This window comes from Streptomyces sp. NPDC025806 (assembly GCF_055558275.1).
Genome location: NZ_JBVHMU010000013.1, coordinates 202,348 through 229,126, shown reverse-complemented (window position 1 = coordinate 229,126; position 26,779 = coordinate 202,348). Strand labels below are relative to the sequence as shown.

The window sequence follows — 26,779 nt, the reverse complement described above, 5'->3', positions numbered from 1 at the left end:
CTGAACCGGCCGTGTCGCCGAAGGGCGAGGCGCAGGCCGCGGATGACTCCCCGGCGTCCGCGGGCCCCGGTCCGGACGCCAGCGAGGCGACCCCGGATTCCCCGTCACAGGCTGAACCGGCCGTGTCGCCGAAGGGCGAGGCGCAGGCCGCGGATGACTCCCCGGCGTCCGCGGGCCCCGGTCCGGACGCCAGCGAGGCGACCCCGGACTCCCCGTCACCGGCCGAACCGGCTCCCGCCGACGTACCCCGGCCCACCTCGCCGAAGGGCGAGACCACCCCGGTCGCCCCGCCCGCCGGGTCGCCGGAGTCATCACCCGCATCGCCCTTCGACCGGCACCCCGAGCGCGCCGCCGCCACCTCGGGGAAGCGCAAGGGCCCCGCCAAACCGCCCGAGCCCCGCGGTGGGCTGCTCATGGGGCGGCCGTTCGGCGTGCCGGTGTACGTCGCCCCCAGCTGGTTCCTCGTCGCCGCGCTGATCACCTGGGTGTTCGGCGGGCAGCTCGACCGCGTGCTCCCCGAGCTCGGCGCCCTGCGCTACCTCGTCGCCCTCTTCTTCGCGGTCGCTTTCTACGCCTCCGTACTCGTGCACGAGCTGGCCCACACCGTCGCCGCCCTGCGCTACAAGCTCCCGGTCCGCCGCATCCAGCTCCAGTTCTTCGGCGGCGTCTCGGAGATCGAGAAGGAGTCCGAGACCCCCGGCCGCGAGTTCGTCCTGGCCTTCGTCGGCCCGCTCCTCTCGCTCGTCCTCGCCGGCGCCTTCTACCTCGGCCTCAAGGTCGTCGAGCCCGGCACCGTCCCCGGAGTCCTCCTCGCCGGCCTGATGATCTCCAACCTCATCGTCGCCGCCTTCAACCTCCTCCCGGGCCTGCCCCTGGACGGCGGTCGGATGCTCCGCGCCGTCGTCTGGAAGATCACCGGCAAGCCCATGAGCGGCACCGTCGCCGCCGCCTGGGTCGGCCGCGCCCTCGCCGTCAGCGTCCTCATCGGCCTGCCGCTGCTCACCCAGTCCGGCGCGCTCGGCCCCGACGCCGAGGACGTCAGCGGCATGGACACCGTCATGGACGCGCTGCTCGCCGCGATCCTCGCCGCCATCATCTGGACCGGCGCCGGCAACAGCCTGCGCATGGCCCGCCTGCGCGAGCACCTCCCCGAACTGCGCGCCCGCACCCTGACCCGCCGCGCCGTCCCCGTCGAGCCCGCCACCCCGCTCTCCGAAGCCCTCCGCCGGGCCAACGAGGCGGGCGCCCGCGCCCTCGTCGTCGTCGACGCGGACGGCGAACCCCGCTCCCTGGTCCGCGAGGCGGCCATCGTCGGCGTCCCCGAGCACCGCCGCCCCTGGGTCGCCGTCAGCGGCCTCGCCCAGGACCTCACCGACGGCATGCGCGTCTCCGCCGAGCTCGCCGGCGAGGACCTCCTCGACACCCTGAGGGCCACCCCCGCCACCGAGTACCTCGTCGTCGAGGACAACGGCGCCATCTACGGCGTCCTGTCCGCCGCCGACGTCGAGCGCGCCTTCGTCAAGGCCATGGCCAGGCCCTCGTAGCCCCCGCAAGGGACCCCGCGTGGTCGGCGGCCCGCGCCGGGCCCGGTAGGCTGGTCACATGTCCGAACCGACCGGTGCCGCCCGCCGCCGCGGGCCCTTCAAGGTCGGGGACCAGGTTCAGCTGACCGACCCCAAGGGCCGCCACTACACGTTCACGCTCGAAGAGGGAAAGAACTTCCACACCCACAAGGGTTCCTTCCCGCACGACGAGCTGATCGGCGCACCCGAGGGCAGCGTTGTCCGCACCACCGGAAACGTCGCCTACCTCGCGCTGCGCCCCCTGCTCCCCGACTACGTCCTGTCCATGCCCCGCGGCGCCGCCGTGGTCTACCCCAAGGACGCGGGGCAGATCCTGGCCTTCGCGGACATCTTCCCCGGCGCCCGCGTCGTCGAGGCGGGCGTGGGCTCCGGCTCGCTCAGCAGCTTCCTGCTCCGCGCCATCGGCGACGACGGCATGCTGCACTCCTACGAGCGCCGCGAGGACTTCGCCGAGATCGCCAAGGGCAACGTCGAGCGCTACTTCGGCGGCCCCCACCCCGCGTGGCAGCTCACCGTCGGCGACCTCCAGGACAACCTGTCCGACGCCGACGTCGACCGCGTCATCCTCGACATGCTCGCCCCCTGGGAATGCCTCGACGTCGTCTCCAAGGCGCTCGTCCCCGGCGGCATCCTGTGCTGCTACGTGGCCACCACCACCCAGCTCGCGCGCACCGTCGAGTCCATCCGCGAGATCGGCTGCTTCAACGAGCCGACCTCCTGGGAGACGATGATCCGCAACTGGCACGTGGAGGGCCTCGCGGTCCGCCCCGACCACCGGATGATCGGCCACACCGGCTTCCTCCTCACCGCCCGCCGCCTCGCGGACGGCGTCGAGCCGCCCATGCGCCGCCGCCGCCCCGCCAAGGGTGCCTACGGCGAGGACTACGACGGCCCCAACGCCGACGGCGGATCCCGCGGCCGCTGACCCCACCCCGCACGACCGCACAACGCACCGACGCCGCCGTCGAGTTCCCCGCACCGCACGGGAACTCGACGGCGGCGTCCGTACGTTGACCCAGCGGCAGCACCACGCCTTCCCACGACCGCGAAGAAACGACGGACCCCGCCGTTCCCCCGCACTGTGACCTGTGGCACGATGCTGGCCACCCCCACCGGCACAGCCCTCACAGGAGACGCTCCTAGTGCAGCAACCCGCCGTCCCGGAACTGGCGCACACCACCACCCGTCCCATCCACTGGCTGGCCACCGCGGCAGCCGTCGCCGCGGTCGTCGCGGTCTCCGGCTTCCTGCAGCCGGGCTCCGCCACCGCCGCACCGACGAGCGGCGGCGCGCACGTCACCGCCAAGGCGCACGCGGCCGTCCCGCCCGACCCCTCGGCCGTCGACTTCCCGATCGAGTGCGGCCCGGTCAAGGCTCTCGTCCGCGCGAAGGCCACCGGCGACCTCGACGGGGACGGCAGACCCGAAACGGTGGCCGTCGTCCGCTGCGACGCCGGCTCCGGCACCCCGCCCGACGGCGTCTACGTCCTCACCCAGCCCGCGGGCGCCGCCGCCCGGGTCGTCGCCACCCTCGTCGACCCCAAGGACCGCTTCACCGCGAGCGAGGTGACCGTACGCGACGGAGCCGTCACCGCGAACCTCGACGGCTACTCGTCGCCCGACGTCCCGCGCTACCGCCCCGACGTCCACGACAAGGCCAAGTGGCAGTGGCAGGGCGGCGCGTTCGTCCGCTCCACCCCCGCCGAGGCCCACAGCGTCTGACGCGCTCCCCGCGCGCGAAGGGGCCCCGTCCACCGGTCACTCCGGCGGGCGGGGCCCCTCACACGTACGCGGCGCTCAGTCGGCGTCCGGCCCGTAGACCTCCACGCCGTCCGCGACCCGCCGCACGTGGATGCAGTCGCCCGGGCACTCCTTCGCCGAGGCCACCACGTCCGTGAGCAGCGGCAACGGCACCGGCGTGGTCACACCCGGCTCCGTGAGCAGCTCGTCGTCCGCGCTCTTCACATATGCGAGACCGTCGATGTCCAGCTCGAAGACCTCGGGCGCGTACTGGACGCAGATCCCGTCCCCGGTGCACAGATCCTGATCGATCCACACCTCCAGCGGAACGCCGGTCCCGGTGCCGGATTCGGCCTCTTGCTGCACGGTCATGTCTCCTGCCGTTTCCTTCGTCGCGGCCCGGGAAAAACCGACCTCGCCGGAGCAAGTCGGGCCAGGCCTGACGGGTGTTGAACGGTGTCGAGCCTATAACCACCGGCTTTCGGATCTTCATGGGTGGGTATTCCCCTGGCGTGAGGGAGAGCGCAAGGGTGAAGATCGGACACACCCCGACGTCTTTGTGATCTAGGGGTTTCAATCGACACCCGCCCAGGTAGGGTCTGGAAGCGTCCAGCTCCCCTTGGAGGAGGTGAGGACCGTGGCAGCCCACGACGACGACATCAACCGCGGCATCCGCCCGGGACGAGGGTCCGACGACCCCGCCGGTCAGATTGCCTATCTCGAGCAGGAAATCGCCGTCCTGCGGCGCAAGCTCGCCGACTCTCCGCGGCATACGAGGATTCTCGAAGAGCGGATCGTCGAGTTGCAGACCAACCTGGCCGGCGTCTCGGCGCAGAACGAGCGGCTCGCCGGCACGCTCCGTGAGGCCCGCGACCAGATCGTGGCCCTCAAGGAGGAGGTCGACCGGCTCGCACAGCCGCCGGCCGGCTTCGGAGTCTTCCTCTCGGCGAACGAGGACGGCACCGCCGACATCTTCACCGGCGGCCGCAAGCTCCGGGTGAACGTGAGCCCGAGCGTCGAGCTCGAAGAGCTCAGGCGCGGCCAGGAAGTGATGCTCAACGAAGCACTCAACGTGGTCGAGGCCATGGAGTTCGAGAGCGTCGGCGACATCGTCACCCTCAAGGAGATCCTCGAGGACGGCGAGCGCGCCCTCGTGACCGGGCACACCGACGAGGAGCGGGTGGTGCGGCTCGCCGAACCGCTCCGCGGCATCACCATCCGTCCCGGTGACGCCCTTCTTCTCGAACCCCGATCCGGCTATGTCTACGAAGTCGTACCGAAGAGCGAAGTGGAGGAGCTGGTCCTCGAAGAGGTCCCGGACATCGGCTACGAGCAGATCGGCGGCCTGGGCAACCAGATCGAGCTGATCCGCGACGCCGTCGAGCTCCCCTACCTCTACCCGGACCTCTACAGGGAGCACGAACTGCGCCCGCCCAAGGGCGTCCTCCTGTACGGGCCCCCCGGATGCGGCAAGACGCTCATCGCCAAGGCGGTCGCCAACTCCCTCGCCAAGAAGGTCGCGGAAGTGACCGGACAGGCGCAGGGCAAGAGCTACTTCCTCAACATCAAGGGCCCCGAGCTCCTCAACAAGTACGTCGGCGAGACCGAGCGCCAGATCCGCCTCGTCTTCCAGCGAGCGCGCGAGAAGGCCAGCGAGGGCACCCCCGTCATCGTCTTCTTCGACGAGATGGAGTCCCTCTTCCGCACCCGCGGCTCCGGCGTCAGCTCGGACGTGGAGAACACCATCGTCCCGCAGCTGCTCGCCGAGATCGACGGCGTGGAGGGCCTGCAGAACGTGGTCGTGATCGGTGCCTCGAACCGCGAGGACATGATCGACCCCGCCATCCTGCGCCCCGGCCGGCTCGACGTGAAGATCAAGATCGAGCGTCCGGACGCCGAGGCCGCCAAGGACATCTTCGGCAAGTACCTCACCGAGCGTCTCCCGCTGCACACCGACGACCTCGGTGAGCACGGCAGCGACAAGGCCGCCACGGTCCACGCCATGATCCAGACGGCCGTGGAGCACATGTACGCGGAATCCGAGGAGAACCGCTTCCTCGAAGTCACGTACGCCAATGGCGACAAGGAAGTCCTCTACTTCAAGGACTTCAACTCCGGCGCAATGATCGAGAACATCGTCGGGCGCGCCAAGAAGATGGCCATCAAGGCCTTCCTCGAGCAGAACCAGAAGGGCCTCAGGGTCGCCCATCTCCTCCAGGCTTGCATCGACGAGTTCAAGGAGAACGAGGACCTTCCGAACACCACCAACCCGGACGACTGGGCCCGGATCTCCGGAAAGAAGGGCGAGCGGATCGTGTACATCCGCACCCTGGTGACCGGAAAGCAGGGCGCGGACACCGGACGCTCCATCGACACGGTGGCGAACACCGGACAGTACCTGTAAAAAGCAGGGTGGCTGCGGGTGCCCGGACCGGGTACCCGCAGCCCACTGTTTTCCGGGCGCATTGTCCCGGAAGAACCCGCCCGACGTCGGAGCGAAGCAATGACGCAAATGATCTCCCCACCAGCGCAAAGGCGTTCTAGGCTCTTCCATGCCGCCGAGTCGCGCCGTGCGGGGACGGGCACCGCACACGCACCGGAGAACCAGCGGAGGACTTGAGCGACGCCCCCGACCGAGGGCGCCGCCGGGCAAGGAGGGCCGCATGACCGTACGGCGAGTAATGGGCATCGAGACGGAGTACGGAATCTCCGTCCCCGGCCACCCCAATGCCAATGCCATGCTCACCTCGTCCCAGATCGTCAACGCCTACGCGGCCGCGATGCACCGCGCCCGCCGGGCCCGCTGGGACTTCGAGGAGGAGAACCCGCTGCGGGACGCCCGGGGCTTCGATCTCGCCCGGGAGAACGCCGACTCCAGCCAGCTCACCGACGAGGACATCGGCCTCGCCAACGTCATCCTGACCAACGGCGCACGCCTCTACGTCGACCACGCCCACCCCGAGTACAGCTCCCCGGAGGTCACGAACCCCTGGGACGCCGTCCTGTGGGACAAGGCCGGCGAGCGGATCATGGCCGAGGCCGCCGAGCGGGCCGCCCAGCTGCCCGGCGCCCAGCCGATCCACCTCTACAAGAACAACACCGACAACAAGGGCGCCTCCTACGGGACGCACGAGAACTACCTGATGAAGCGGGAGACCCCCTTCTCGGACATCGTGCGGCACCTGACGCCGTTCTTCGTGTCCCGCCAGGTCGTCACCGGCGCGGGCCGCGTGGGCATCGGCCAGGACGGCCACGAGCACGGCTTCCAGCTGAGCCAGCGCGCGGACTACTTCGAGGTCGAGGTCGGCCTGGAGACCACGCTCAAGCGCCCGATCATCAACACCCGCGACGAGCCGCACTCGGACGCCGAGAAGTACCGCCGGCTCCACGTGATCATCGGCGACGCGAACCTCTCGGAGATCTCGACCTACCTCAAGCTCGGCACGACGTCCCTGGTCCTGGCCATGATCGAGGACGGCTTCATCGCCGTGGACCTGGCCGTGGACCAGCCGGTGCGCACCCTGCACGAGGTCTCCCACGACCCGGACCTCCAGCACCTGATCACGCTCCGCAGCGGGCGCACGCTGACCGCGGTGCAGCTCCAGATGGAGTACTACGAGCTGGCCAGGAAGTACGTCGAGGAGCGCTACGGCGCGGACGCGGACGATCAGACCAAGGACGTCCTCAGCCGCTGGGAGGACGTCCTCGGGCGCCTGGAGTCCGACCCGATGAGCCTGTCCGGGGAGCTGGACTGGGTGGCGAAGCGGGAGCTCATGGAGGGCTACCGGCGCCGCGACGGCCTGGACTGGGACGCCGCGAAGCTGCACCTCCTGGACCTCCAGTACGCCGACGTGCGGGCCGAGAAGGGCCTGTACAACCGTCTGGCGGCCCGCGGCAGGATGAAGCGCCTCCTGGACGAGACCGAGGTCGACAGGGCCCGTACGAAGCCTCCGGAGGACACCAGGGCCTATTTCCGCGGTCGCTGCCTGGAGCAGTACGCGGACGACGTCGCCGCGGCCTCCTGGGACTCCGTGATCTTCGATCTGCCGGGCCACGACTCGCTCCAGCGGGTGCCAACCCTCGAACCGCTTCGCGGAACGCGTAACCACGTGAAGGAGCTGCTGGACCGCTGCCGCACGGCGGAAGATCTGGTCCGCGTCCTGTCCGGCGGCTGAAACACCGGGCGCCGGGGAATCACAGAGGTGGGCCCCGTACGTTGAAGAAACTGCGGGGCCGATGTCGGACCGGACTTGTAGGGTCTGATCATCACGAACGAGCTGTATCTCGAACCGAGCGGGGTGAGCTGGACATGGCAACCAAGGACACCGGCGGCGGGCAGCAGAAGGCGACACGCTCCACCGAGGAGGTCGAGGAGCAGGCCCAGGACGCCCAGGGCTCCGAGGACCTCAAGGAGCGCCAGGAGAAGCTGAGCGACGACGTCGACTCGGTTCTGGACGAGATCGACGACGTCTTGGAGGAGAACGCCGAGGACTTCGTGCGCTCCTTCGTTCAGAAGGGCGGCCAGTAGTCGCCTCTCGCCTTCACATCGAAGGTGAGGTGGGTTCTGTGCCGAGTGAGCTTCGGGTGAAACGTTGCGTGCGGCGCGGCCGGGCCGGGCCGCACGTGCCGTTCTCCGATGCCTCGCCAGTACATGTGGATCACCGCCGCGAGACGGGTAGGGTCCCTGGCGTACTGTGCTTCAACTGCAATACCGGCCTCGGCCAGTTGGGGGACACCCCCGACGCGGTGAACCGAGCCGCCGCCTACCCGGAAGGAAACGCGTGGAAGCCAACCCTCGTAGCACCGGGCGTCTGCCGGCTGCCTTCCTGACGCCCGGCTCGTCGTCCTTCATGGACTTCCTGGCCGAGCACCAGCCCGAAATGCTGCCGGGCAAGCGGCAGTTGCCGCCGACCCAGGGCGTCATCGAGGCCCCGCACGGCACGACGATCGTGTCCGTGACGTTCCCCGGCGGGGTCGTGCTCGCCGGTGACCGGCGGGCCACGATGGGCAACGTCATCGCGCAGCGCGACATAGAGAAGGTCTTCCCGGCGGACGAGTACTCGGCCGTCGGCATCGCAGGAACCGCCGGTCTGGCGGTGGAGATGGTGAAGCTCTTCCAGCTGGAGCTGGAGCACTTCGAGAAGGTCGAGGGCGCCCAGCTGTCGCTGGAGGGCAAGGCGAACCGGTTGTCCACGATGATCCGGTCGAACCTCGGCATGGCGATGCAGGGCCTGGCGGTCGTGCCTCTGTTCGCCGGCTTCGACGTCGGCCGCGCGAAGGGCCGCATCTTCTCGTACGACGTGACGGGCGGACGCAGCGAGGAGCACGGGTACGCGGCCACGGGTTCCGGTTCGGTCTTCGCGCGCGGGGCGATGAAGAAGCTCTACCGCGACGATCTGACGGAGGACCAGGCGACGACGCTGGTCGTGCAGGCGCTGTACGACGCGGCGGACGACGACTCGGCGACGGGCGGTCCCGACATGGCCCGCAGGATCTTCCCGATCGTCACCGTGATCACGGAGGACGGGTTCCGGAGGCTGACGGAGGAGGAGTCGTCCGCGATCGCCCGCTCGATCCTGGAGCGGCGCCTCGAGCAGCCGGACGGCCCCCGCGCCGCCCTGCTCTGAGCCGATCCCAATCACTGAGTCACTGACAGAAAGGGACGGATAGCCGGTGTCGACACCGTTCTATGTCTCTCCCCAGCAGGCGATGGCCGACCGCGCGGAGTACGCGCGCAAGGGCATCGCGCGCGGTCGCAGCCTGGTGGTGCTGCAGTACGCCGACGGCATCGTGTTCGTCGGCGAGAACCCGTCCCGTGCACTCCACAAGTTCAGCGAGATCTACGACCGCATCGGTTTCGCGGCGGCCGGCAAGTACAACGAGTACGAGAACCTGCGGATCGGCGGTGTCCGGTACGCGGACCTGCGCGGTTACACCTACGACCGCGACGACGTGACGGCCCGTGGCCTGGCGAACGTGTACGCCCAGACGCTGGGCACGATCTTCTCCAGCGCGGGCGAGAAGCCGTACGAGGTGGAGCTGGTCGTCGCCGAGGTGGGCGAGTCCGCCGACGGCGACCAGATCTACCGGCTGCCGCACGACGGCTCCATCGTCGACGAGCACGGCTCGGTGGCGGTGGGTGGCAACGCGGAGCAGATCAGCACCTTCCTGGACCAGCGCCACCAGGACGGCATGACGCTGTCCGAGGCGCTCAAGCTGGCGGTGCAGGCCCTGTCGAGGGACACGAACGGGAGCGAGCGGGAGATCCCCGCGGAGCGCCTGGAAGTGGCGGTCCTGGACCGTACCCGGCCGCAGCAGCGCAAGTTCAAGCGGATCGCCGGACGGCAGCTGGAGCGGCTGCTGACGGCCGAGGGCGCGGCGGAGGTCTCGAAGGCGGCGTCCGAGGCCGTGTCCGACGACACGTCCTCCGACGCGGACACCGACTCCGAGGCGTAGCGCGCGGATTCCTTCAGGTGTGTGCCCCGACCGGTGGTGACCGGCCGGGGCACACGTGTGTCAGGGGGCAGTGGTGTGCGGCGGCGGGGCGGTGGAGCCGCGGGGGACGAGCCGGACGGGCAGGGGAGAGGTGTCCGGGGCGCGGTCGTCGAGCACGGCGAGGAGTGCGGCCATGCCGCGGGCGCCGAAGTCCTCGGCGGGCAGGCGCACGGTGGTGAGTTCGGGTTCGAGTGCCGTGGCCAGGGAGAGGTCGTCGAAGCCGGTGACGGACAGGTCGTCGGGGACGCGCAGGCCGAGCCGGCGGGCGGCCTTGCAGGCGCCGGCGGCGATCTTGTCGTCGTCGCACACGATGACGGTGGGTGTCTGGAGGCCGCTGGTGCGCAGGGCCCGCTCGGCGGCGTGCTGGGCGCCCTCGACGGTGAAGGGGGAGCGCACGGTGCGCAGGGTGGTGCCGGGCACCTGCCGGGTGCGGGCGGCGAGTTCGCGGGCGCGGACGTCGAAGGTCCAGGAGTCGACGGCCGAGGCGAGGTGCAGGAAGTGGCGGTGGCCGAGACCGAGGAGGTGTTCGGTGAGCTGCCGGACGCCATCGGGCAGGTCGAGGTTCACGGTGGTGGTGGCGGGGTCGCCGGGGTCGCTGTCGAGCATGACGAGCGGGAGGTCGTCACCGCGCAGGGTGGTGACGGCGTCGGCGGCCATGGAGGAGGCGAGGATGCCGTCGAGCGCGGCCTGTGAGGACGGGAAGGGGTCGCGGGCGGGGCCGGTGCCCTCGGGGGAGGGGTAGAGGACGACGCCGAAGTCGTGCTCGGCGGCGACGCGGGCGGCGCCGGTGTAGACCCCCGCGAAGAACTCGTTGGTGAGCGCCGGGACGACCAGGAGCGCCGTGCGGGTGCGGCCCATGCGGAGGCTGCGGGCGGCGAGATTCGGCCGGTAACCGAGCTGTCGCGCGGCGTCGCGGACGCGCTCGGCGGTGGTGGCGGCGACGCGGCCGCGCCATTTGTCGCCCATGACGAGGGAGACGGCGGCCTGCGAGACGCCGGCCGCGCGGGCCACGTCCCGGCTGGTGGGGCGGGTGGTCGCCGGGCCCTCGGTGCCGCTGGTCACTGGTGCCTCCGTGTCGTTCCTGGGCCGGCCCGGTCCGGTCCGGCCCGGTTCACGACGGTAGCGGGTGGCTGTCGGGGCCGGGCGCGTGGTACGTATGACGTCACGACGTTATACGTAAAACTTCAGGTGAGGGCGGGGCGATGGCCGCGGGTTATGCGGAGATCCTCAGGGCGCGGCACGCGATGCGGCTGCTGACGGGCACCCTGGTGGGCAGGCTGCCGAACGCGATCGCGGCGATCGCGATCGTGCTGTTCGTGCGCGAGGAGGGCGGTACCTACAGCCTGGCCGGTGCGCTGGCCGCGGTGTACGGCGTGGCGAACGCGGTGGGGCAGCCGGTGCTCGGCCGCCTCGTGGACCTGCGCGGCCAGCCGAAGGTGCAGCTGCCCGCCGCGGTCCTGTCGGCGCTCGCCATGAGCGTCTTCGCGCTGGTGGGCACGGGCACACCCGCGGTGGCGTATCTCGCCGTGGCGGCCGCCGGCCTGTTCACACCTCCGCTGGAGGGCGGACTGCGCGCCCTGTGGCCGAGTGTGCTGCCGCGCGAGGAACAGGTGCACGTGGCGTACGCCATGGACGCCATCGCGCAGGAGGTCATGTTCACGGTCGGCCCGCTGCTCGTGACCGTGTGTGTGTCGCTGTGGTCGGCGCAGGCCGCACTCATCGTCCTCAACGTGATCGGCGTGCTCGGCGCCCTCTCCGTGGTGCTGTCGAAGCCCTCGCGCGCGTGGCGCAGCGCGCCCCGCGAGGCCCACTGGCTGGGCGCGCTGCGCTCGCCGGGGCTGCTGGTGCTCCTGGCCGCCTTCCTGTTCATCGGGCTCGCCCTCGGCTCCATCACCGTGGCGGGTGTCTCGTACGCGGACGGCAACGGCGGTGACGCCGTGTACGGCTGGATGATGGCGGCGCTCGGGCTCGGCGCGCTCGTCGGCGGAGCGGTCTACGGCGCGCGGCAGTGGAGTGGGGCTCCCGAGGGGCGACTTCGGTGGCTGGTGGCGCTTCTGGCGCTGTTCTACGTGCCGTTGGCGATCGTGCCGGGGCCGGTGGCCATGGTGGCGCTGACGGCGGTCGCGGGCGTGTTCCTCGCGCCCTGCATCGCGTGCGCGTTCATCGTCGTGGACCGGCACGCCCCGCGCGGGACGGTCACCGAGGCGTTCTCCTGGCTCGTGACGACGTTCACGGTGGGCGCGAGCGTCGGAACGGCCGTCGCGGGCCCCGTCGTCGAGTGGGGCGGCACGCGGTGGGGCTTCGCCGTGCCGGCCGTGACGGGCGCCCTCGCGCTGCTCGTCCTGCTGGCCACCGGGCGGGTCCTGAGCGCGCCGCACGCGTCCGGGCGTGTCGCGCTCTCATCGGAAAATGATCCGAACCGTGCCGTCCAACCCCGTTTCAGCTCGGGGGATCGGGCGTAATGTTCAGTCATGGACCGCCGCATTTTCGGGCTGGAGAACGAGTACGGCGTCACATGCACGTTCAGGGGACAGCGACGCCTGTCTCCTGACGAGGTGGCGCGGTACCTCTTCCGCCGTGTCGTGTCATGGGGCCGCAGCAGCAATGTCTTTCTGCGGAACGGCGCACGCCTGTATCTGGACGTGGGTTCGCATCCGGAATACGCAACACCCGAATGCGACAACGTGACCGAGCTGGTCACCCACGACAAAGCGGGCGAGCGCATTCTGGAAGGCCTGCTCGTCGACGCCGAACGCCGCCTGCACGAGGAGGGAATCGCAGGCGACGTATATCTGTTCAAGAACAACACCGACTCGGCGGGAAACTCCTACGGCTGCCACGAGAATTACCTGGTGGCACGGCACGGGGAGTTCTCGCGACTCGCGGACATTCTCATCCCCTTCCTGGTCACCCGTCAGTTGCTGTGCGGCGCGGGCAAGGTGCTGCAGACGCCACGCGGCGCGGTGTACTGCGTGAGCCAGCGCGCCGAGCACATCTGGGAGGGCGTCAGCTCCGCGACGACGCGCTCCCGGCCCATCATCAACACCCGTGACGAACCGCACGCGGACGCCGAGCGCTACCGCCGGCTGCACGTCATCGTCGGCGACTCGAACATGTCCGAGACGACCATGCTCCTCAAGGTCGGTGCCACCGACCTCGTGCTGCGCATGATCGAGGCCGGCACGGTGATGCGCGACCTGACCCTGGAGAACCCGATCCGGGCCATCCGCGAGGTCAGCCACGACATCACGGGCCGCCGCAAGGTCCGCCTGGCCAGCGGCCGCGAGGCCTCCGCCCTGGAGGTCCAGCGCGAGTACTACGAGAAGGCCGTGGACTTCTGCGAGCGCCGGGGCATCCGCACCGGCACCGTGGACCAGGTCCTCGAGCTGTGGGGCCGCACGCTCGACGCGATCGAGGAGGAGGACCTCGACCGCATCGGCACCGAGATCGACTGGGTCATGAAGTACAAGCTCATCGAGCGGTACCGGGCCAAGCACAACATGACCATGTCGCACCCGAGGGTCGCGCAGATAGACCTCGCCTACCACGACATCCACCGCCGTCGTGGTCTCTACTACCTCCTGGAGAGGAAGGGACAGGCCGCCCGGATCTGCAACGACCTGAAGATCTTCGAGGGCAAGTCCGTGCCGCCGCAGACCACGCGCGCGCGGCTGCGCGGCGACTTCATCCGGCGCGCCCAGGAGCAGCGCCGTGACTTCACGGTCGACTGGGTGCACCTGAAGCTGAACGACCAGGCGCAGCGCACCGTGCTGTGCAAGGACCCGTTCCGCAGCGTGGACGACCGGGTGGAGAAGCTGATCGCCGGTATGTAGGACCGGCGTGAAGAACGGCGCGCCACACCGCCCCAAAGGGGTGTTCGAGGCGTTCAGGAAGGGCCCCGTGCGAATCATTCGTACGGGGCCCTTCCGCTGCCCGTGGCACAGTTGCCGGAGGGCCTAGAGTGGCCGGACCGTATTCGAGCGACATGAGGATCACTGTGCGACGGCGACTTGCAGCTCTACTGATCGTTCCGGCACTGGCGCTGACCGCGGCGGCCTGTGGCAGCGACGACGGCAAGAAGGACTCGGCGGACAAGGCGGACTCCTCCGCCGCGCCGAAGTCGGCCGAGGTGCCCAAGCCCGTCGACACCGCGAACCCGATGCCGAAGGTCGCCGGTGACGTCGGCAAGAAGGCGTCCATCACGGTGCCCAAGGCCGACCCGAGCGGCAAGTTCGTCGTGCACACGCTCTCCGAGGGCGACGGCGCCGAGGTCAAGAAGAACGACCTGGTGACGATGAACTTCACGGGCAAGGTCTGGAAGGGCGGCAAGGACCTCGGCACCACGTACGGCAAGCAGGGCGGCGGCGACCAGATGGTCACCGCCGGCGCCGCGGGCCAGCTGCCCGCGTTCGCGCAGGCCGTCGTGGGGCAGAAGGAGGGCAGCCGGGTGCTCGTCGTGGCGCCGCCGGCCGCCGGCTTCGGCGCCCAGGGCAACCCGCAGGCGGGCGTCTCCGGCGAGGACACGCTGGTCTTCGCGGTCGACGTCGGCAAGGTCGTCCCGAAGAAGGTCGAGGGCACGCAGGCCGCGATCCCGTCCGACCTGCCGCAGATCAAGGCCGACGAGGAGAAGCCGGCCACGATCTCCGTCCCGAAGAACGACCCGCCGAAGAAGCTCGTCGAGCAGGTCCTGATCAAGGGCAAGGGCGCCGAGGTCAAGAACGGCCAGACGGTCAGCATGCAGTACAGCGGTGCCGCCTGGAAGATCAACGAGGGCAAGGCCAAGGCCGAGCTGTTCGACTCCTCCTGGAACCGCGGCGGCCAGCCGTTCACCACGCCCATCGGTCAGGGCCAGGTCATCCAGGGCTGGGACAAGGGCCTCGTCGGCAAGCACGTCGGCGACCGCGTCCTGCTGGTGATCCCGCCGGAGCAGGCCTACGGCGAGAAGGACCAGGGCAAGGCCCTGCCGGCCAACTCCACCCTCGTCTTCGTCGTGGACATCCTCGCCGCGCACTGACCTCGTCGTCACAAGTGGCAGACTGTCCCGGTTGTCCGACAGCCAACAAGCAGGAGCACTTCACGTGAGCATCGACAAGCCCGAGGTCGACTTCCCGGTCGGCGAGCCGCCGGCGGACCTCCAGATCAAGGACATCTGGGAGGGCGACGGCGCCGTGGCCAAGGCCGGCGACTTCGTCAAGGTCCACTACGTGGGCGTGGCCTTCTCCACCGGCGAGGAGTTCGACGCCTCCTGGAACCGCGGCAACCCGCTGGAGTTCCAGCTCGGTGCCGGCCAGGTCATCGCGGGCTGGGACCAGGGCGTGCAGGGCATGAAGGTCGGCGGTCGTCGTGAGCTGACCATCCCCTCGCACCTTGCGTACGGCGAGCGCGGCGCCGGCGGCGGCCGCATCGCCCCGGGCGAGACGCTGATCTTCGTCTGCGACCTCGTCGCCGTCTGACGGTCCGCGCGAGCGAGCCGAACGTCGTGAGAAGGGCCCGTGCCACCTGGCACGGGCCCTTCCGCCTTCCCGCCGGCCGGCCCCGCCGCTTTGCCTCGGCTTTGCCCCTGGCTTTTGCCGCGACACCCCGGGGCGGTACGGTCGACGATCGGGAGCACTGAGGGAGCGCGCGGGGAGCCTCCGGGGACGAAAGGGCGTCGATGGCCATTGCCAAGGCCGAGCGGCTGATGAATCTGGCGCTGTGTCTGCTCGGGACGCGCCGACCGCTCAGCAAGCGGGAGCTGCGGAGCTCCATCGAGGCCTACCTGGAGGCGGGCAGCGACGACTCCTTCAACCGCATGTTCGAGCGCGACAAGGACGATCTGCGCGAGCTGGGCCTGGTCATCGAGACCGTGGAGAACCTGGACGGCGAGATCGGCTACCAGGCCCGCCGCGACAGCAACCGGCTGCCGCCCATCGCCCTCGACGCCGAGGAGGCCGCGGCCCTCGGCCTCGCCGCCAAGGTGTGGCAGCAGGCCCGCCTCGCCGGCGCCGCCAGCGGCGCCCTGCAGAAGCTGCGCGCCGCCGGCATGCCCGAGGACGTGGACCCGTACGAGCCGCACGGCGCCCTGGAGCCCCGCATCCCGGTGCGCGAGGCGTCCTTCGAGCCGCTGATGCTGGCCTGCCGCGACCGCCGCCCCGTCGTCTTCGACTACCGCAAGGCCACCGCCGCGCGCCCCGAGCAGCGCCAGGTCGAGCCGTGGGCCCTGGAGTGCTGGCGCGGCCACTGGTACCTGGCCGGCTGGGACCGCGACCGGGAGGCCGAGCGCGTCTTCCGCCTCTCCCGGATCACCGGCAAGGTCCGCTCCCGCGCGGGCCGCTTCAAGGCACCCGTACCGGACGTGGTGACCGTGCGCGAGACCGTCGCGAGCTGGGCGGGCGAGACCGCCGACCGCTCCGCCCTGATCCGCCTGCGGGCCGGCGCCGGCTACCCGCTGCGCGCCAAGGCCGTCTCCGTACGCGACCTGGGCGACGGCTGGGACGAGGTGGAGATCCCGTACGGGCACGGGCTCGACGCCTGGCTCGTGGAGTTCGGCCCCGACGTGGTCGTGCTCGAGCCCGCCGAGCTGCGGGCCGACGTGGTGGAGCGGCTGCGCGCCGTGGCCAAGGGCTGAGGGGACGTACGACCATGGCTGCCAACGCCATCGACCAGACCCGGCGGATGCTCTCCCTGGTGACGTATCTGCGCGAGCGCCCCGGCGCCCACGTCAGCGACGTCGCGCGGGCCTTCGGCATCACCGAGGACGAGCTGATCTCCGACCTCGACGTGCTGCCGCTGTGCGGCACCAGCTTCCGCGGCGGTGACCTGCTCGACATCGACACCGACGGCGACCGCATCTGGTGGCACAACCCGGCCGCCCTGTCCGCGGAGGCCGCCGAGCCGCTGCGCATCGCCTCCGACGAGGCCACCGCGCTGCTCGTCGCCGCGCGCGCCGTCGCGACCCTCCCGGGTCTGCGCGAGAGCGACCGGCTCGCGCTGCTGCGGGCGACCGCCAAGCTGGAGACCGCGGCCGGCGAGATGGCCGGCGCCAGCGCCCGGCTGAACGTGACCTTCGAGTCCGAGGGCGGCGTCTTCGCCGACGTCGACCGGGCGATCTCCGAGCGGCGCCGGCTGTGGATCCGCTACTACTCGCCCGCCCGCGACGAGCTCACCGAGCGGGAGATCGACCCCATCCGGCTCGTCAGCGTCGGCCACACCTACGTAGAGGCGTGGTGCCGCCGCTCCGAGGCCCGGCGCACGTTCCGGCTCGACCGGGTCGCCGAGATCCGGGTCCTGGACGAGGCGTCCGCGCCGCCGGAGATCGAGCTGCGCGACCTGTCCGAGGCGCTCGTGCAGCCCGCCGCCGAGGACCCCGAGGTCGTCGTGGAGGTCGGCCCCGGCGGACGCTGGGTCGCCGAGTACTACCCGCACGACAGCGCCGAGGAGCTGCCCGACGGCGGGCTGCGGATCACGCTGCGCACCCCCGACCCGTCCTCGCTGCGCCGGCTCGCGCTGCGGCTCGGCGGTGACGGGCACATCGTGGCCCCCGCCGACCTGGCCGACAGCGCGCGCGACGCGGCCCGCGAGGCCCTCACCGCGTACGAGTTGTGACGTCGGTCGCATCCCAGGCGGTGCAGGCGACACGCGGAACGTCGGGCGACAGGTAAGAGAAGGGTGTGAGGTGGGCGACATGGGTGGAGCGACCGGACTGATGGGCGTCTCCGGAATGTCCGCCGTGGCGGGGATCCCGGCGCCCGTGGTCTTCAAGGCCGCCTGCCCGCACTGCCGGGCCCGCTTCGAACTGGCCGCGTCCGCGCTCCGGTTGGTGATCGGCGGCAGCCGCCGCACCACCTTCTACTCCTTCACCTGCCCCGACTGCTCCAGCGCCGTGCGCAAGCCGGCCGGCGAGCGCATCGTCGAACTCCTCACCGGCGGCGGGGTGCGCACCCTGCGCCTCCACCAGACCGTCTAGGCTCGGCGCATGTTCTGGGCGATGCTGGCGGTGGCCGTGGGGTTCGTGGGACTCGCCGTCCTGGCGGTTCTCGCGGTGAGGGTGTTCGTCGAGGCGCAGCGCCTGAGCCGCCAAGTCGCCGACACGACACGGCGGATCAACAGCGCGGCCGAAGAGCTGGAGCGCGCCGCCGTGAGTGTCGCGAAGGCCGGCGGCGACGCGGTCTGACATCGTGTCGCGCGTCCCGGTGCGGACGCGGACGTCCGCAGGAAGCGGCGATGGAAAGCGCTTTACCCCCGTGGCCTGTCGGTGCGCGGGGTCCGCCGGGTACGCTCGCTTACGCGACCTGGGAGCGAGGCGCGGGTCGCAAGCGGGAGTACGCACGGGGATTGCCCCGTGTTCACCCCCACGGGATACGATCGCTGCCAGCACGGTGGTCGGACAACAGTCCGAAGTCCGGCCGGTACCGGCAGCCCCGCCCCTGCCGCCTCAGTGAGAAGGTAAACGCATATGTTCGGTGGAAAGATCGGCGCCCCCGAGTTGATCATCCTGCTCGTGGTCATCCTCCTCCTGTTCGGCGCGAAGAAGCTTCCGGACATGGCGCGCTCGCTCGGCAAGTCCGCCCGCATCCTCAAGAGCGAGGCGAAGGCCATGAAGAGCGAGGGTGGCAACAAGGATGCCGCTCCGTCCGACCCGCCGAAGACGGGCGAGCAGCCTCCGGCCCAGCGCACCATCCAGGCCGCTCCCGGCGACGTGAGCAGCTCGCGTCCGGTGACCGAGCAGACGAACCAGACGACGCAGAGCTGATCCAAGGCCGCCCCGGTAACGGCGGCCTGTCGCACGAGATGAGGACGTGGGTTGCTCAAGTCTGCCCGCAAGCAGGAGAAGGACCCCGAGGGGCGGATGCCGCTCGCGGAGCACCTGCGTGAGCTTCGCAACCGACTCGGGAAGGCCGTCCTGGCCATCCTCGTCGTCACGATCGTCGCCGCCTTCTACTACAAGGACATCATCGAGTTCTTCACGAACCCGGTCCTCGAGTCGGTCGGCTGCGACAAGACCTTCGCCGAGCTGACGGCCAAGGCGGCGGACAACAAGGACGCCAACGAGCAGTGCGCCCGCATCGTGCTCAACGGCCTGATCACGCCCTTCACGCTCGCCCTGAAGGTCTCCCTCATGGCCGGTGTGATCGGCGCCTCGCCGATCTGGCTCTACCAGCTGTGGGGCTTCGTCGCGCCCGGCCTGCACAAGCACGAGAAGAAGTACGCCTACGGGTTCGTGGGCACCGGCGTTCCGCTGTTCTTCGGCGGCGCGTTCTTCGCGTACAAGACGCTGCCGACGATGGCGCGGGTGCTGCTCGACTTCTCGCCGGCGAACATCGACAACCAGCTGCCGCTCGACGACCTGCTGGACCTGATCACCCGCATGGTGATCGTCTTCGGCCTCTCCTTCGAGCTGCCGCTGCTCCTGGTCATGCTCAACCTCACCGGCGTGCTCAGCGGCAAGAAGATGCTCGGCTGGTGGCGCGGGATGATCATGGGCATCACCGTCTTCGCGGCGGTGGCCACACCCAGCACCGACCCGCTGACCATGCTCGCCCTCGCCGGACCGATCTGGGTGCTCTACTTCGCGGCGACCGGCTTCTCGCTCCTGAACGACCGGCGCAAGCGGCGCATCGAGGCGGCGGGCCCCGATGACGACGAGGCGTCCGAGCTCGACCTCACGCCCGAGGAGATCGGCGAGGTCGAGACCGTGAGCGCCAGCCGTTCCGTGCCCGAGCAGTCCACCGGCGAACAGGACCGGATCAACGGTTACGACGATGTGACCTGAGGTAACCGCGGTTCGCGGCAGGGCACTTGCTAGGGTCCGGCCGTGAGCAGCGACATCACCCTCTTCGTCAATCCCACCGCGGGCCGCGGCCGGGGCGCACACGCTGCGCAGCCGGCCGCTTCCGCGTTGCGGGCCGCCGGATTCTCCGTGCGCACGGTCATCGGGGAGGACGCCGCCGACGCCCTCGCACGCGCGCGTGCCGCGGTGGCCGAGGGCACCGGCGCCCTCGTGGCCGTCGGCGGGGACGGGCTGGTGAACCTCGCCCTGCAGGCCGTCGCCGGCACCCGCACCCCGCTCGGCGTGGTCGCCGTCGGCACCGGCAACGACTTCGCCCGCGCCCTCGGACTGCCCGTGCGGGACCCGGCCGCCGCCGGCGCGCTCGTCGCCGAGGCGCTCAAGGGCGAGGAGATCCGCGAGATCGACCTCGGACGGATCGGCGACCACTGGTTCGGCACCGTCCTCGCCTGCGGCTTCGACTCCCGCGTCAACGACCGCGGCAACCGGATGCGGCTGCCCCTCGGCCGCTTCAAGTACGACCTGGCGATCGCCCTCGAACTGGCCGCGTTCAAGCCGGTTCCCTTCCGCCTCACGCTCGACGACGGCTCCGTGCGCGAGGTCCCCGCCACCCTCGTCGCCGTCGGCAACGGCACCTCCTACGGGGGCGGCATGCAGATATGCGCCGACGCGCAGATGGACGACGGCCTCTTCGACGTGACCGTCGTGGGGGACTGCTCGCGCACCACCCTGCTGCGCGTCTTCCCGCGGGTCTACAAGGGCACCCACCTGACCCACCCCAAGGTGACCGTGTACCGCGCGCGCCGCGTCGAGCTCGCCGCGCCCGACATCACGGCCTACGCGGACGGCGAGCCGGTGGGGGCGCTGCCGCTGGCCGCGGAATGCGTGCCGGGGGCTGTGCGCGTCCTGGTCCGAGGCCCGGGCCCGAGTGCTTAGCGGATAATGATCGTCCGATGTCAGTGGCGGCCGGTAGGCTCGAAAGCACGATGACAGAGGACCTCTCACCGGCCGAGCGGTACGCGGCATCCCGTAAGCGGGCCGCCGAGCAGGCCACCGCGCTCGCGACCTTCCGCGAGATGTACGACTTCGGCCTCGACCCCTTCCAGATCGAGGCCTGCCAGGCGCTGGAGGCGGGCAAGGGCGTCCTGGTGGCGGCGCCCACCGGCTCCGGCAAGACGATCGTCGGCGAGTTCGCCGTCCACCTCGCCCTCCTGCAGGGCAAGAAATGCTTCTACACGACACCCATCAAGGCGCTGTCGAACCAGAAGTACCAGGACCTCGCCAAGCGCTACGGCTCCGACAAGGTCGGCCTGCTGACCGGCGACAACAGTGTGAACAGCGACGCGCCCATCGTCGTCATGACCACCGAGGTCCTGCGGAACATGCTGTACGCGGGCTCCCGCTCGCTGCTGGGCCTCGGCTACGTGGTCATGGACGAGGTGCACTACCTCTCCGACCGCTTCCGCGGCGCCGTCTGGGAAGAGGTGATCATCCACCTCCAGGAGTCGGTGACCCTGGTCTCCCTCTCGGCGACGGTGTCGAACGCGGAGGAGTTCGGCGACTGGCTGGACACCGTGCGCGGCGACACCGAGGTGATCGTCTCCGAGCACCGGCCCGTGCCGCTGTTCCAGCACGTGCTCGCCGGGCGCCGCATGTACGACCTCTTCGAGGAGGGCGAGGGCCACAAGAAGGCGGTCAACCCGGACCTGACGCGGATGGCCCGCATGGAGGCGAGCCGGCCGTCCTACCAGGACCGGCGGCGCGGGCGGGCCATGCGCGAGGCGGACCGGGAGCGCGAGCGCCGCCAGCGCTCCCGCATCTGGACGCCGGGCCGCCCCGAGGTGATCGACCGGCTCGACGCCGAGGGACTGCTGCCCGCCATCACGTTCATCTTCAGCCGCGCCGCCTGCGAGGCGGCCGTCCAGCAGTGCCTGTACGCGGGCCTGAGGCTGAACGACGAGGAGGCGCGGGCCAAGGTGCGCGCGATCGTCGAGGAGCGCACGGCGTCCATCCCCGACGAGGACCTGCACGTCCTCGGCTACTACGAGTGGCTGGAGGGCCTGGAGCGCGGCATCGCCGCCCACCACGCGGGCATGCTGCCGACCTTCAAGGAGGTCGTCGAGGAGCTCTTCGTCAAGGGCCTGGTCAAGGCGGTCTTCGCGACCGAGACGCTGGCGCTGGGGATCAACATGCCGGCCCGCTCGGTCGTCCTGGAGAAGCTCGTCAAGTGGAACGGGGAGCAGCACGCCGACATCACCCCGGGCGAGTACACGCAACTGACCGGCCGTGCCGGGCGCCGCGGCATCGACGTCGAGGGCCATGCCGTCGTGCTGTGGCAGCGCGGCTTCAGCCCCGAGCACCTGGCCGGGCTGGCCGGCACGCGCACGTACCCGCTCCGCTCCAGCTTCAAGCCGTCGTACAACATGGCGGTGAACCTGGTGGAGCAGTTCGGGCGGCACCGTTCGCGCGAGCTGCTGGAGACCTCCTTCGCCCAGTTCCAGGCGGACAAGTCGGTCGTCGGCATCTCCCGGCAGGTGCAGAAGAACGAGGAGGGGCTCGAGGGCTACAAGGAGTCCATGACCTGCCACCTCGGGAACTTCGACGAGTACGCGCGGCTGCGGCGCGAGCTGAAGGACCGTGAGACGGACCTGGCCAAGCAGGGCGCGGCCCAGCGCCGGGCCCAGGCCGCCGCCGCCCTGGAGAAGCTCAAGCCGGGCGACGTCATCCACGTGCCCACCGGCAAGTTCGCGGGCCTCGCGCTCGTCCTCGACCCGGGCCTGCCCGCGGGCCGGTCCAACGGGCACCGCGGCTTCGAGTCCCACGACGGCCCCCGCCCGCTGGTGCTCACCGCGGAGCGGCAGGTCAAGCGGCTCGCGTCGATCGACTTCCCGGTGCCCGTGGAGGCGCTGGAGCGGATGCGCATCCCGAAGTCGTTCAACCCGCGCTCGCCGCAGTCCCGGCGCGACCTCGCCTCGGCGCTGCGCACCAAGGCCGGCCACATCGTGCCCGACCGGCACAGGAAGAGCCGCTCGGCCGCGGCGGACGACCGCGAGATCGCCCGGCTCCGTGCCGAGTTGCGCGCCCATCCGTGCCACGGCTGCTCCGAGCGCGAGGACCACGCGCGCTGGGCCGAGCGCTACCACCGGCTCAAGCGGGACACCGCACAGCTGGAGCGCCGCATCGAGGGCCGGACGAACACGATCGCCCGCACCTTCGACCGCATCGTCAAACTGCTGACCGAGATGGACTATCTGCGCGGCGACGAGGTCACCGAGCACGGCAAGCGGCTGGCCCGGCTCTACGGCGAGCTGGACCTGCTGGCGAGCGAGTGCCTGCGCGACGGCGTCTGGGAGGGCCTGGACCCGGCCGAACTGGCGGCGTGCGTCTCGGCGTTGGTGTTCGAGGCGCGAGCCGCCGACGACGCGCTCGCCCCGAAGCTGCCCTCGGGCCGCGCCAAGGCCGCACTTGGCGAGATGGTCCGCATCTGGGGCCGGCTCGACGCGCTGGAGGAGGACTTCCGGATCAGCCAGACCGAGGGCGTCGGGCAGCGCGAGCCCGATCTCGGTTTCGCCTGGGCCGCGTACGAGTGGGCCTCGGGCAAGGGGCTCGACGAGGTGCTCCGCGAGGCGGAGATGCCCGCGGGCGACTTCGTGCGCTGGTGCAAGCAGGTCATCGACGTGCTCGGGCAGATCGCCGCGGCCGCCCCCAAGGAGGGCTCCACCGTCGCGAAGAACGCGCGCAAGGCCGTCGACGGACTGCTGCGCGGCGTCGTCGCGTACTCGTCCGTCGGCTAGCCGACGCTCCGTCAGAAGGGCGCCGTCCGGAGGGGCGGCGCCCTTTCGCATGCCCCGGGGCGGTGGGAGGCGGGGCCCGGATTCACGCACCCGGACGCGATCACTCCATGCGTTCGAATTGGAGCGGAGCGTGCAAATGGGAGCGAGTGTATGCCCGGCGCGGGGGGTCGCGCAGGGCCTTGCTGAATATGACTCGGCGATGATCCGGTCGGACTAAGCTCGCCCGCAGCGCACCGAGTTGAGATGGATTCGGGCGCTTGTTCCCCTATGCGTGGATGGTTCGCGTCGAGCCCCGGTACGAAGTGCGACGGACCACTGCGAATTCCCCGACCCGATTGTCTTTAGAGGGCATACATGGTGAGTGTTCAATCGCCTCCCGGTGGCCGAGAAGTCCCCTACACACGCGTGCTGTTGCTGCCCGCCATGGTCATGGCGGCCGCCACCGGAGCAGCCGTCGCCGTGGTCACACAGCCCGCCCGCCTCGCGGTCGCCCTGTGCGGCGCCCTCGGCACGCTCCTGGTCGTAGCCGTCGCCGCCGAGGCCGTCCGCCGCGGCCGCATCCTCAAGGGCCTGCGCACCCAATACGCCCAGCACGTAGCCGAGTTGGAAGCCCGCGTCGACGGCCACGAGCAGCTCACGATGCGCGTCGCCAAGGAAGTCCTGCCGCACGCCCTCTACCGCATGCGCAAGGGCGCCAACCCGCGCGACGCGGTCCGCGACACCTGCGACTCCGAAGCGGCCTTCCGTGACGTCACACGCGGCGAGCGCGAACTGCTCTACCGCTGCCTGAAGGAGATCGACCGGGAGGCCGCCTTCCGCGACGGCGCCCAGCGCTCCTTCGTCTCCGTCGCCCGCCGCGTCCAGGCCATCGTGCACAAGCAGTCCCAGGAACTGCGCGAGATGGAAGAGGACCACGGCCGCAACCCCGAGGTCTTCGACGACCTCCTGCGCATCGACCACGGCACCGCCCTGATCGGCCGCCTCGCCGACTCCGTCACCGTCCTCGGCGGCGCCCGGCCCGGCCGTCAGTGGCCCAAGCCCGTCAAGCTCTACAGCGTGCTGCGCGGCGCCATGTCGCGCATCCTCGAGTACCCGCGCATCGACCTGCACGCCATCTGCGACGTCGCCATCAAGGGCATCCACGTCGAACCCCTCATCCACGCCTGCGCCGAGCTCCTCGACAACGCGACGCGCTACTCGCCGCCGCAGACCCGCGTGCACGTCACCGCCGTCGAGGTGCAGACCGGCATCGCCATCGAGATCGAGGACGGCGGCGTCAGCCTCGGCGAGGAGCAGCGCGCCCGCGTCGAGCGGATGCTGGAGCGCGCCCAGGCCGGCTACGACCTGAACGACCTGGGCGAGAGCCCCCGACTCGGCCTCGCCATCGTCGGCCGGCTCTGCGCCATGTACGACATGAAGATCTCGCTGCGCCAGTCCGCGTACGGCGGCGTGCGCGCCGTGCTGATCGTGCCCCGCGAGATGATGAGCTCCGGACCCGCGCCCGGCCGCGCCCACGGCATCGGCGCCAGCGCCGTGCCCCGCGTCGACCACAACGGCGTACCGGTCAAGGAAGAGCCGCGGCTGAAGAAGACGCGTCGCCCCACCACGGGACCGCGCCCCTCCGCCCCGCTCGTCGCGATGGAGGACGACGTCCCCGTGGTCACCGAATGGCGGGCCAACGGGCTCCCGCAGCGCCGGCGCAAGGTCGACACCAAGGTCATCGACAACCAGATCATCGTCACCCCGCGCCACCCCGACCTCTCCCTGCCCGCGCCCGCGGCGGCTGCCCCGCTGCCCCCGGCCCAGCCGGAGCACGAGCGGCCCGCGCAGCCCGAACCGGGCCTGTGGGTCGAGGCGTTCATGAACGGGCTCAAGCCCGACACCCCGGACGGGGCGGGCGCGGACAAGCCGCACGACGACGCGTACAACCAGCAGGCCGAAGAGGGAGATCACCAGTGATCCAGCAAAGGGCCAACTTCGACTGGATGCTCAAGGAGCTCGCCGAGAGCGTCTCCAACGTGCGCCAGGTGGTGGTGCTCTCCGCGGACGGCCTGCGCATCGCCCGGTACGGCGGAGACCCCGACGCGGCCGACCGGATCGCCGCGGCCTGCGCCGGACTCCAGTCGCTCGCCTCCGCCGTCGCCACGGAGATCCCCGACAGCAGCGGCAAGATGAACATGGTCATCATCGAGGTCGACGGCGGCTTCTTCTATCTGATGGCGGCCGGCAAGGGCGCCTATCTCGCCGTCCTCGCCGACCAGTTCGTCGACGCCGGAATGATCAGCCACCAGATGCGCGACCTCGTCATCCGGATCGGCGCCCACCTGACCAGCCCGCCCCGACGCAACGGCCAGACTGTATGACTCTCCGCCCCCCCGACCCCTCCTTCAGGGAAGAGCCGCCCCAGCGCGAGCGCCGCCCCGGCTCGAACGCCGACGAGCGCGATCCGGAGCGGCTGTACGTGATCACCGGCGGCACCGACGGCACGGAGCGGGCGCCCCTCGATCTGGTCACCCTGATCGTGGCGCGCTCCGAGCCGCCCCCGACGGCCCCGCCCGAACAGGCCGCCGTCTTACGGATGTGCCGCAACCCCCTCTCCACGGCCGAGATCTCGGCCTACCTCAACCTGCCGTTCAGCGTGGTCACCGTGCTGCTCGGCGAACTCCTCGCGGCCGAACTGGTCCAGGCGCGCGCACCCGTCATCCGCGGCGCCGTGGCCGACCGTTCCCTCCTCGAAGCGGTGATGCATGGACTACAGAAGCTCTGACAGCAGGGCCGGGACGGAGACCGCCGTCGGGGGCCTGCACATCCCCGGCCCGCGGGCCGAGGACCGGATGCCCGACACGGTCACCTCGGCCGTCAAGATCGTGATCGTCGGCGGCTTCGGCGTCGGCAAGACCACCATGGTGGGCTCCGTCAGCGAGATCCGGCCGCTCACCACCGAAGAGACCATGACGCAGGCCGGCATCGGCGTCGACGACAACTACGGCTCGGAGACCAAGACCGCCACCACCGTGGCCATGGACTTCGGCCGCATCAGCATCACCGACGAACTGGTCCTGTACCTCTTCGGGACCCCGGGTCAGGAACGCTTCTGGTTCCTGTGGAACGGCCTGTTCGAGGGCGCCCTCGGCGCCGTCGTGCTCATCGACACCCGACGCCTCGAAGTCAGCTTCGACGTGATCGGGCGTCTGGAGGAGCGCGGCGTGCCCTTCGTCATCGCCAACAACGCCTTCCCGGACGGCCCGCGCTACCCCAACGAGGAACTGCGCAACGCGCTCGACCTCGACCCGCACGTCCCGATCATCGAGTGCGACGCACGCCGCCGGGCCTCCAGCCGCGACGTCCTCATGACCCTGATGCGCTACCTGCACGAGATGGCGCTGGCCCGCGCCTGAGCCG

General features: G+C 70.6%; 26 protein-coding genes and 1 pseudogene. 25 read left to right on the top strand and 2 right to left on the bottom strand.

Annotated elements, in window-relative coordinates:
- The 3 genes from ACZ4E1_RS28160 to ACZ4E1_RS28150 all read left to right on the top strand — a co-directional run.
- Positions 1-1,544 (top strand): site-2 protease family protein (locus ACZ4E1_RS28160; RefSeq protein ID WP_467544349.1); only part of this gene is annotated, 1,544 nt, incomplete at its 5' end.
- Between the two features lie 58 nt (positions 1,545-1,602).
- Positions 1,603-2,508: a tRNA (adenine-N1)-methyltransferase gene (locus ACZ4E1_RS28155; protein WP_467544347.1), complete on the top strand. Its 906-nt coding sequence runs from the start codon at positions 1,603-1,605 to the stop codon at positions 2,506-2,508.
- Between the two features lie 217 nt (positions 2,509-2,725).
- Positions 2,726-3,304, top strand: coding sequence for a hypothetical protein (locus ACZ4E1_RS28150; protein ID WP_467544344.1), 579 nt, complete (start codon positions 2,726-2,728; stop codon positions 3,302-3,304).
- 75 nt (positions 3,305-3,379) lie between these two features.
- On the opposite strand, the gene ACZ4E1_RS28145 is transcribed toward ACZ4E1_RS28150, so the two are convergent.
- Positions 3,380-3,694: a ferredoxin gene (locus tag ACZ4E1_RS28145; protein WP_467544342.1), complete on the bottom strand. Its 315-nt coding sequence runs from the start codon at positions 3,692-3,694 to the stop codon at positions 3,380-3,382.
- A gap of 265 nt (positions 3,695-3,959) precedes the next feature.
- Here ACZ4E1_RS28145 and arc point away from each other — a divergent pair, with 265 nt between their 5' ends.
- The 6 genes and pseudogenes from arc (at position 3,960) to prcA (ending at position 9,778) form a co-directional block, all read left to right on the top strand.
- A complete protein-coding gene (arc, locus tag ACZ4E1_RS28140; RefSeq protein ID WP_467544340.1) occupies positions 3,960-5,726 on the top strand; it encodes a proteasome ATPase in 1,767 nt (588 codons plus the stop codon).
- 259 nt (positions 5,727-5,985) lie between these two features.
- On the top strand, positions 5,986-7,497 hold the full coding sequence (dop, locus tag ACZ4E1_RS28135) for a depupylase/deamidase Dop (RefSeq protein WP_467544339.1): 1,512 nt from the start codon (positions 5,986-5,988) through the stop codon (positions 7,495-7,497).
- 134 nt (positions 7,498-7,631) lie between these two features.
- Positions 7,632-7,850 carry a ubiquitin-like protein Pup gene (locus tag ACZ4E1_RS28130; RefSeq protein WP_031108679.1) on the top strand — a complete coding sequence of 73 codons (219 nt, stop codon included), beginning with the start codon at positions 7,632-7,634 and terminating at the stop codon, positions 7,848-7,850.
- Positions 7,851-7,960: 110 nt separating this feature from the next.
- Positions 7,961-8,152: pseudogene (locus ACZ4E1_RS28125) on the top strand (endonuclease domain-containing protein); the annotation flags it as partial.
- Positions 8,104-8,949 (top strand): proteasome subunit beta, encoded by an 846-nt coding sequence (gene prcB / locus ACZ4E1_RS28120; protein ID WP_467544337.1) that lies wholly within the window; start codon positions 8,104-8,106, stop codon positions 8,947-8,949. The pseudogene ACZ4E1_RS28125 and the gene prcB, both read left to right, overlap by 49 nt.
- 46 nt (positions 8,950-8,995) lie before the next feature.
- Positions 8,996-9,778, top strand: coding sequence for a proteasome subunit alpha (prcA, locus tag ACZ4E1_RS28115; protein ID WP_467544335.1), 783 nt, complete (start codon positions 8,996-8,998; stop codon positions 9,776-9,778).
- A 60-nt stretch (positions 9,779-9,838) separates the two neighbouring features.
- Here prcA and ACZ4E1_RS28110 read toward each other — a convergent pair whose 3' ends face one another.
- Positions 9,839-10,879, bottom strand: a complete 1,041-nt coding sequence (locus tag ACZ4E1_RS28110; RefSeq protein ID WP_467544333.1) for a LacI family DNA-binding transcriptional regulator — start codon at positions 10,877-10,879, stop codon at positions 9,839-9,841.
- A 140-nt stretch (positions 10,880-11,019) separates the two neighbouring features.
- On the opposite strand from ACZ4E1_RS28110, the gene ACZ4E1_RS28105 reads away from it, so the two are divergent.
- From ACZ4E1_RS28105 to ACZ4E1_RS28030, 16 genes are all read left to right on the top strand, one after another.
- Complete coding sequence (locus ACZ4E1_RS28105; RefSeq protein WP_467544331.1) at positions 11,020-12,279, top strand: MFS transporter; 1,260 nt, start codon at positions 11,020-11,022, stop codon at positions 12,277-12,279.
- 9 nt (positions 12,280-12,288) lie between these two features.
- The gene (pafA, locus tag ACZ4E1_RS28100) at positions 12,289-13,650 is read left to right on the top strand and encodes a Pup--protein ligase (protein WP_399128425.1); all 1,362 of its coding nucleotides are present in this window, start codon (positions 12,289-12,291) and stop codon (positions 13,648-13,650) included.
- A 152-nt stretch (positions 13,651-13,802) separates the two neighbouring features.
- Positions 13,803-14,831 (top strand): FKBP-type peptidyl-prolyl cis-trans isomerase, encoded by a 1,029-nt coding sequence (locus tag ACZ4E1_RS28095; RefSeq protein WP_467544330.1) that lies wholly within the window; start codon positions 13,803-13,805, stop codon positions 14,829-14,831.
- A gap of 64 nt (positions 14,832-14,895) precedes the next feature.
- Positions 14,896-15,270 carry an FKBP-type peptidyl-prolyl cis-trans isomerase gene (locus ACZ4E1_RS28090; RefSeq protein WP_161305184.1) on the top strand — a complete coding sequence of 125 codons (375 nt, stop codon included), beginning with the start codon at positions 14,896-14,898 and terminating at the stop codon, positions 15,268-15,270.
- A gap of 200 nt (positions 15,271-15,470) precedes the next feature.
- The gene (locus ACZ4E1_RS28085; protein ID WP_399128429.1) at positions 15,471-16,424 is read left to right on the top strand and encodes a helix-turn-helix transcriptional regulator; all 954 of its coding nucleotides are present in this window, start codon (positions 15,471-15,473) and stop codon (positions 16,422-16,424) included.
- A gap of 14 nt (positions 16,425-16,438) precedes the next feature.
- Positions 16,439-17,401: a helix-turn-helix transcriptional regulator gene (locus ACZ4E1_RS28080; protein ID WP_467544327.1), complete on the top strand. Its 963-nt coding sequence runs from the start codon at positions 16,439-16,441 to the stop codon at positions 17,399-17,401.
- Between the two features lie 115 nt (positions 17,402-17,516).
- Positions 17,517-17,762, top strand: a complete 246-nt coding sequence (locus tag ACZ4E1_RS28075) for a hypothetical protein (protein WP_467544380.1) — start codon at positions 17,517-17,519, stop codon at positions 17,760-17,762.
- A 9-nt stretch (positions 17,763-17,771) separates the two neighbouring features.
- Complete coding sequence (locus ACZ4E1_RS28070; protein ID WP_188339901.1) at positions 17,772-17,969, top strand: G protein-coupled receptor family protein; 198 nt, start codon at positions 17,772-17,774, stop codon at positions 17,967-17,969.
- Positions 17,970-18,251: 282 nt separating this feature from the next.
- Entirely contained in the window at positions 18,252-18,548 is a 297-nt protein-coding gene (gene tatA / locus ACZ4E1_RS28065; RefSeq protein WP_384619931.1) for a Sec-independent protein translocase subunit TatA, read from the top strand.
- 51 nt (positions 18,549-18,599) lie between these two features.
- Positions 18,600-19,568, top strand: coding sequence for a twin-arginine translocase subunit TatC (gene tatC / locus ACZ4E1_RS28060; RefSeq protein WP_467544326.1), 969 nt, complete (start codon positions 18,600-18,602; stop codon positions 19,566-19,568).
- 42 nt (positions 19,569-19,610) lie between these two features.
- Positions 19,611-20,519, top strand: a complete 909-nt coding sequence (locus tag ACZ4E1_RS28055) for a diacylglycerol kinase (RefSeq protein ID WP_467544325.1) — start codon at positions 19,611-19,613, stop codon at positions 20,517-20,519.
- A gap of 50 nt (positions 20,520-20,569) precedes the next feature.
- Positions 20,570-23,377, top strand: coding sequence for a DEAD/DEAH box helicase (locus ACZ4E1_RS28050; RefSeq protein WP_467544322.1), 2,808 nt, complete (start codon positions 20,570-20,572; stop codon positions 23,375-23,377).
- A gap of 354 nt (positions 23,378-23,731) precedes the next feature.
- Complete coding sequence (locus ACZ4E1_RS28045) at positions 23,732-25,336, top strand: sensor histidine kinase (protein WP_467544321.1); 1,605 nt, start codon at positions 23,732-23,734, stop codon at positions 25,334-25,336.
- A complete protein-coding gene (locus ACZ4E1_RS28040) occupies positions 25,333-25,740 on the top strand; it encodes a roadblock/LC7 domain-containing protein (RefSeq protein ID WP_188339907.1) in 408 nt (135 codons plus the stop codon). The genes ACZ4E1_RS28045 and ACZ4E1_RS28040 overlap by 4 nt, the downstream gene beginning before the upstream one ends.
- On the top strand, positions 25,737-26,144 hold the full coding sequence (locus ACZ4E1_RS28035) for a DUF742 domain-containing protein (RefSeq protein WP_467544317.1): 408 nt from the start codon (positions 25,737-25,739) through the stop codon (positions 26,142-26,144). Before ACZ4E1_RS28040 ends, ACZ4E1_RS28035 begins: the two co-directional genes overlap by 4 nt.
- Complete coding sequence (locus ACZ4E1_RS28030) at positions 26,125-26,775, top strand: GTP-binding protein (protein WP_467544315.1); 651 nt, start codon at positions 26,125-26,127, stop codon at positions 26,773-26,775. Before ACZ4E1_RS28035 ends, ACZ4E1_RS28030 begins: the two co-directional genes overlap by 20 nt.
- The last annotated feature ends 4 nt before the right edge of the window (positions 26,776-26,779 follow it).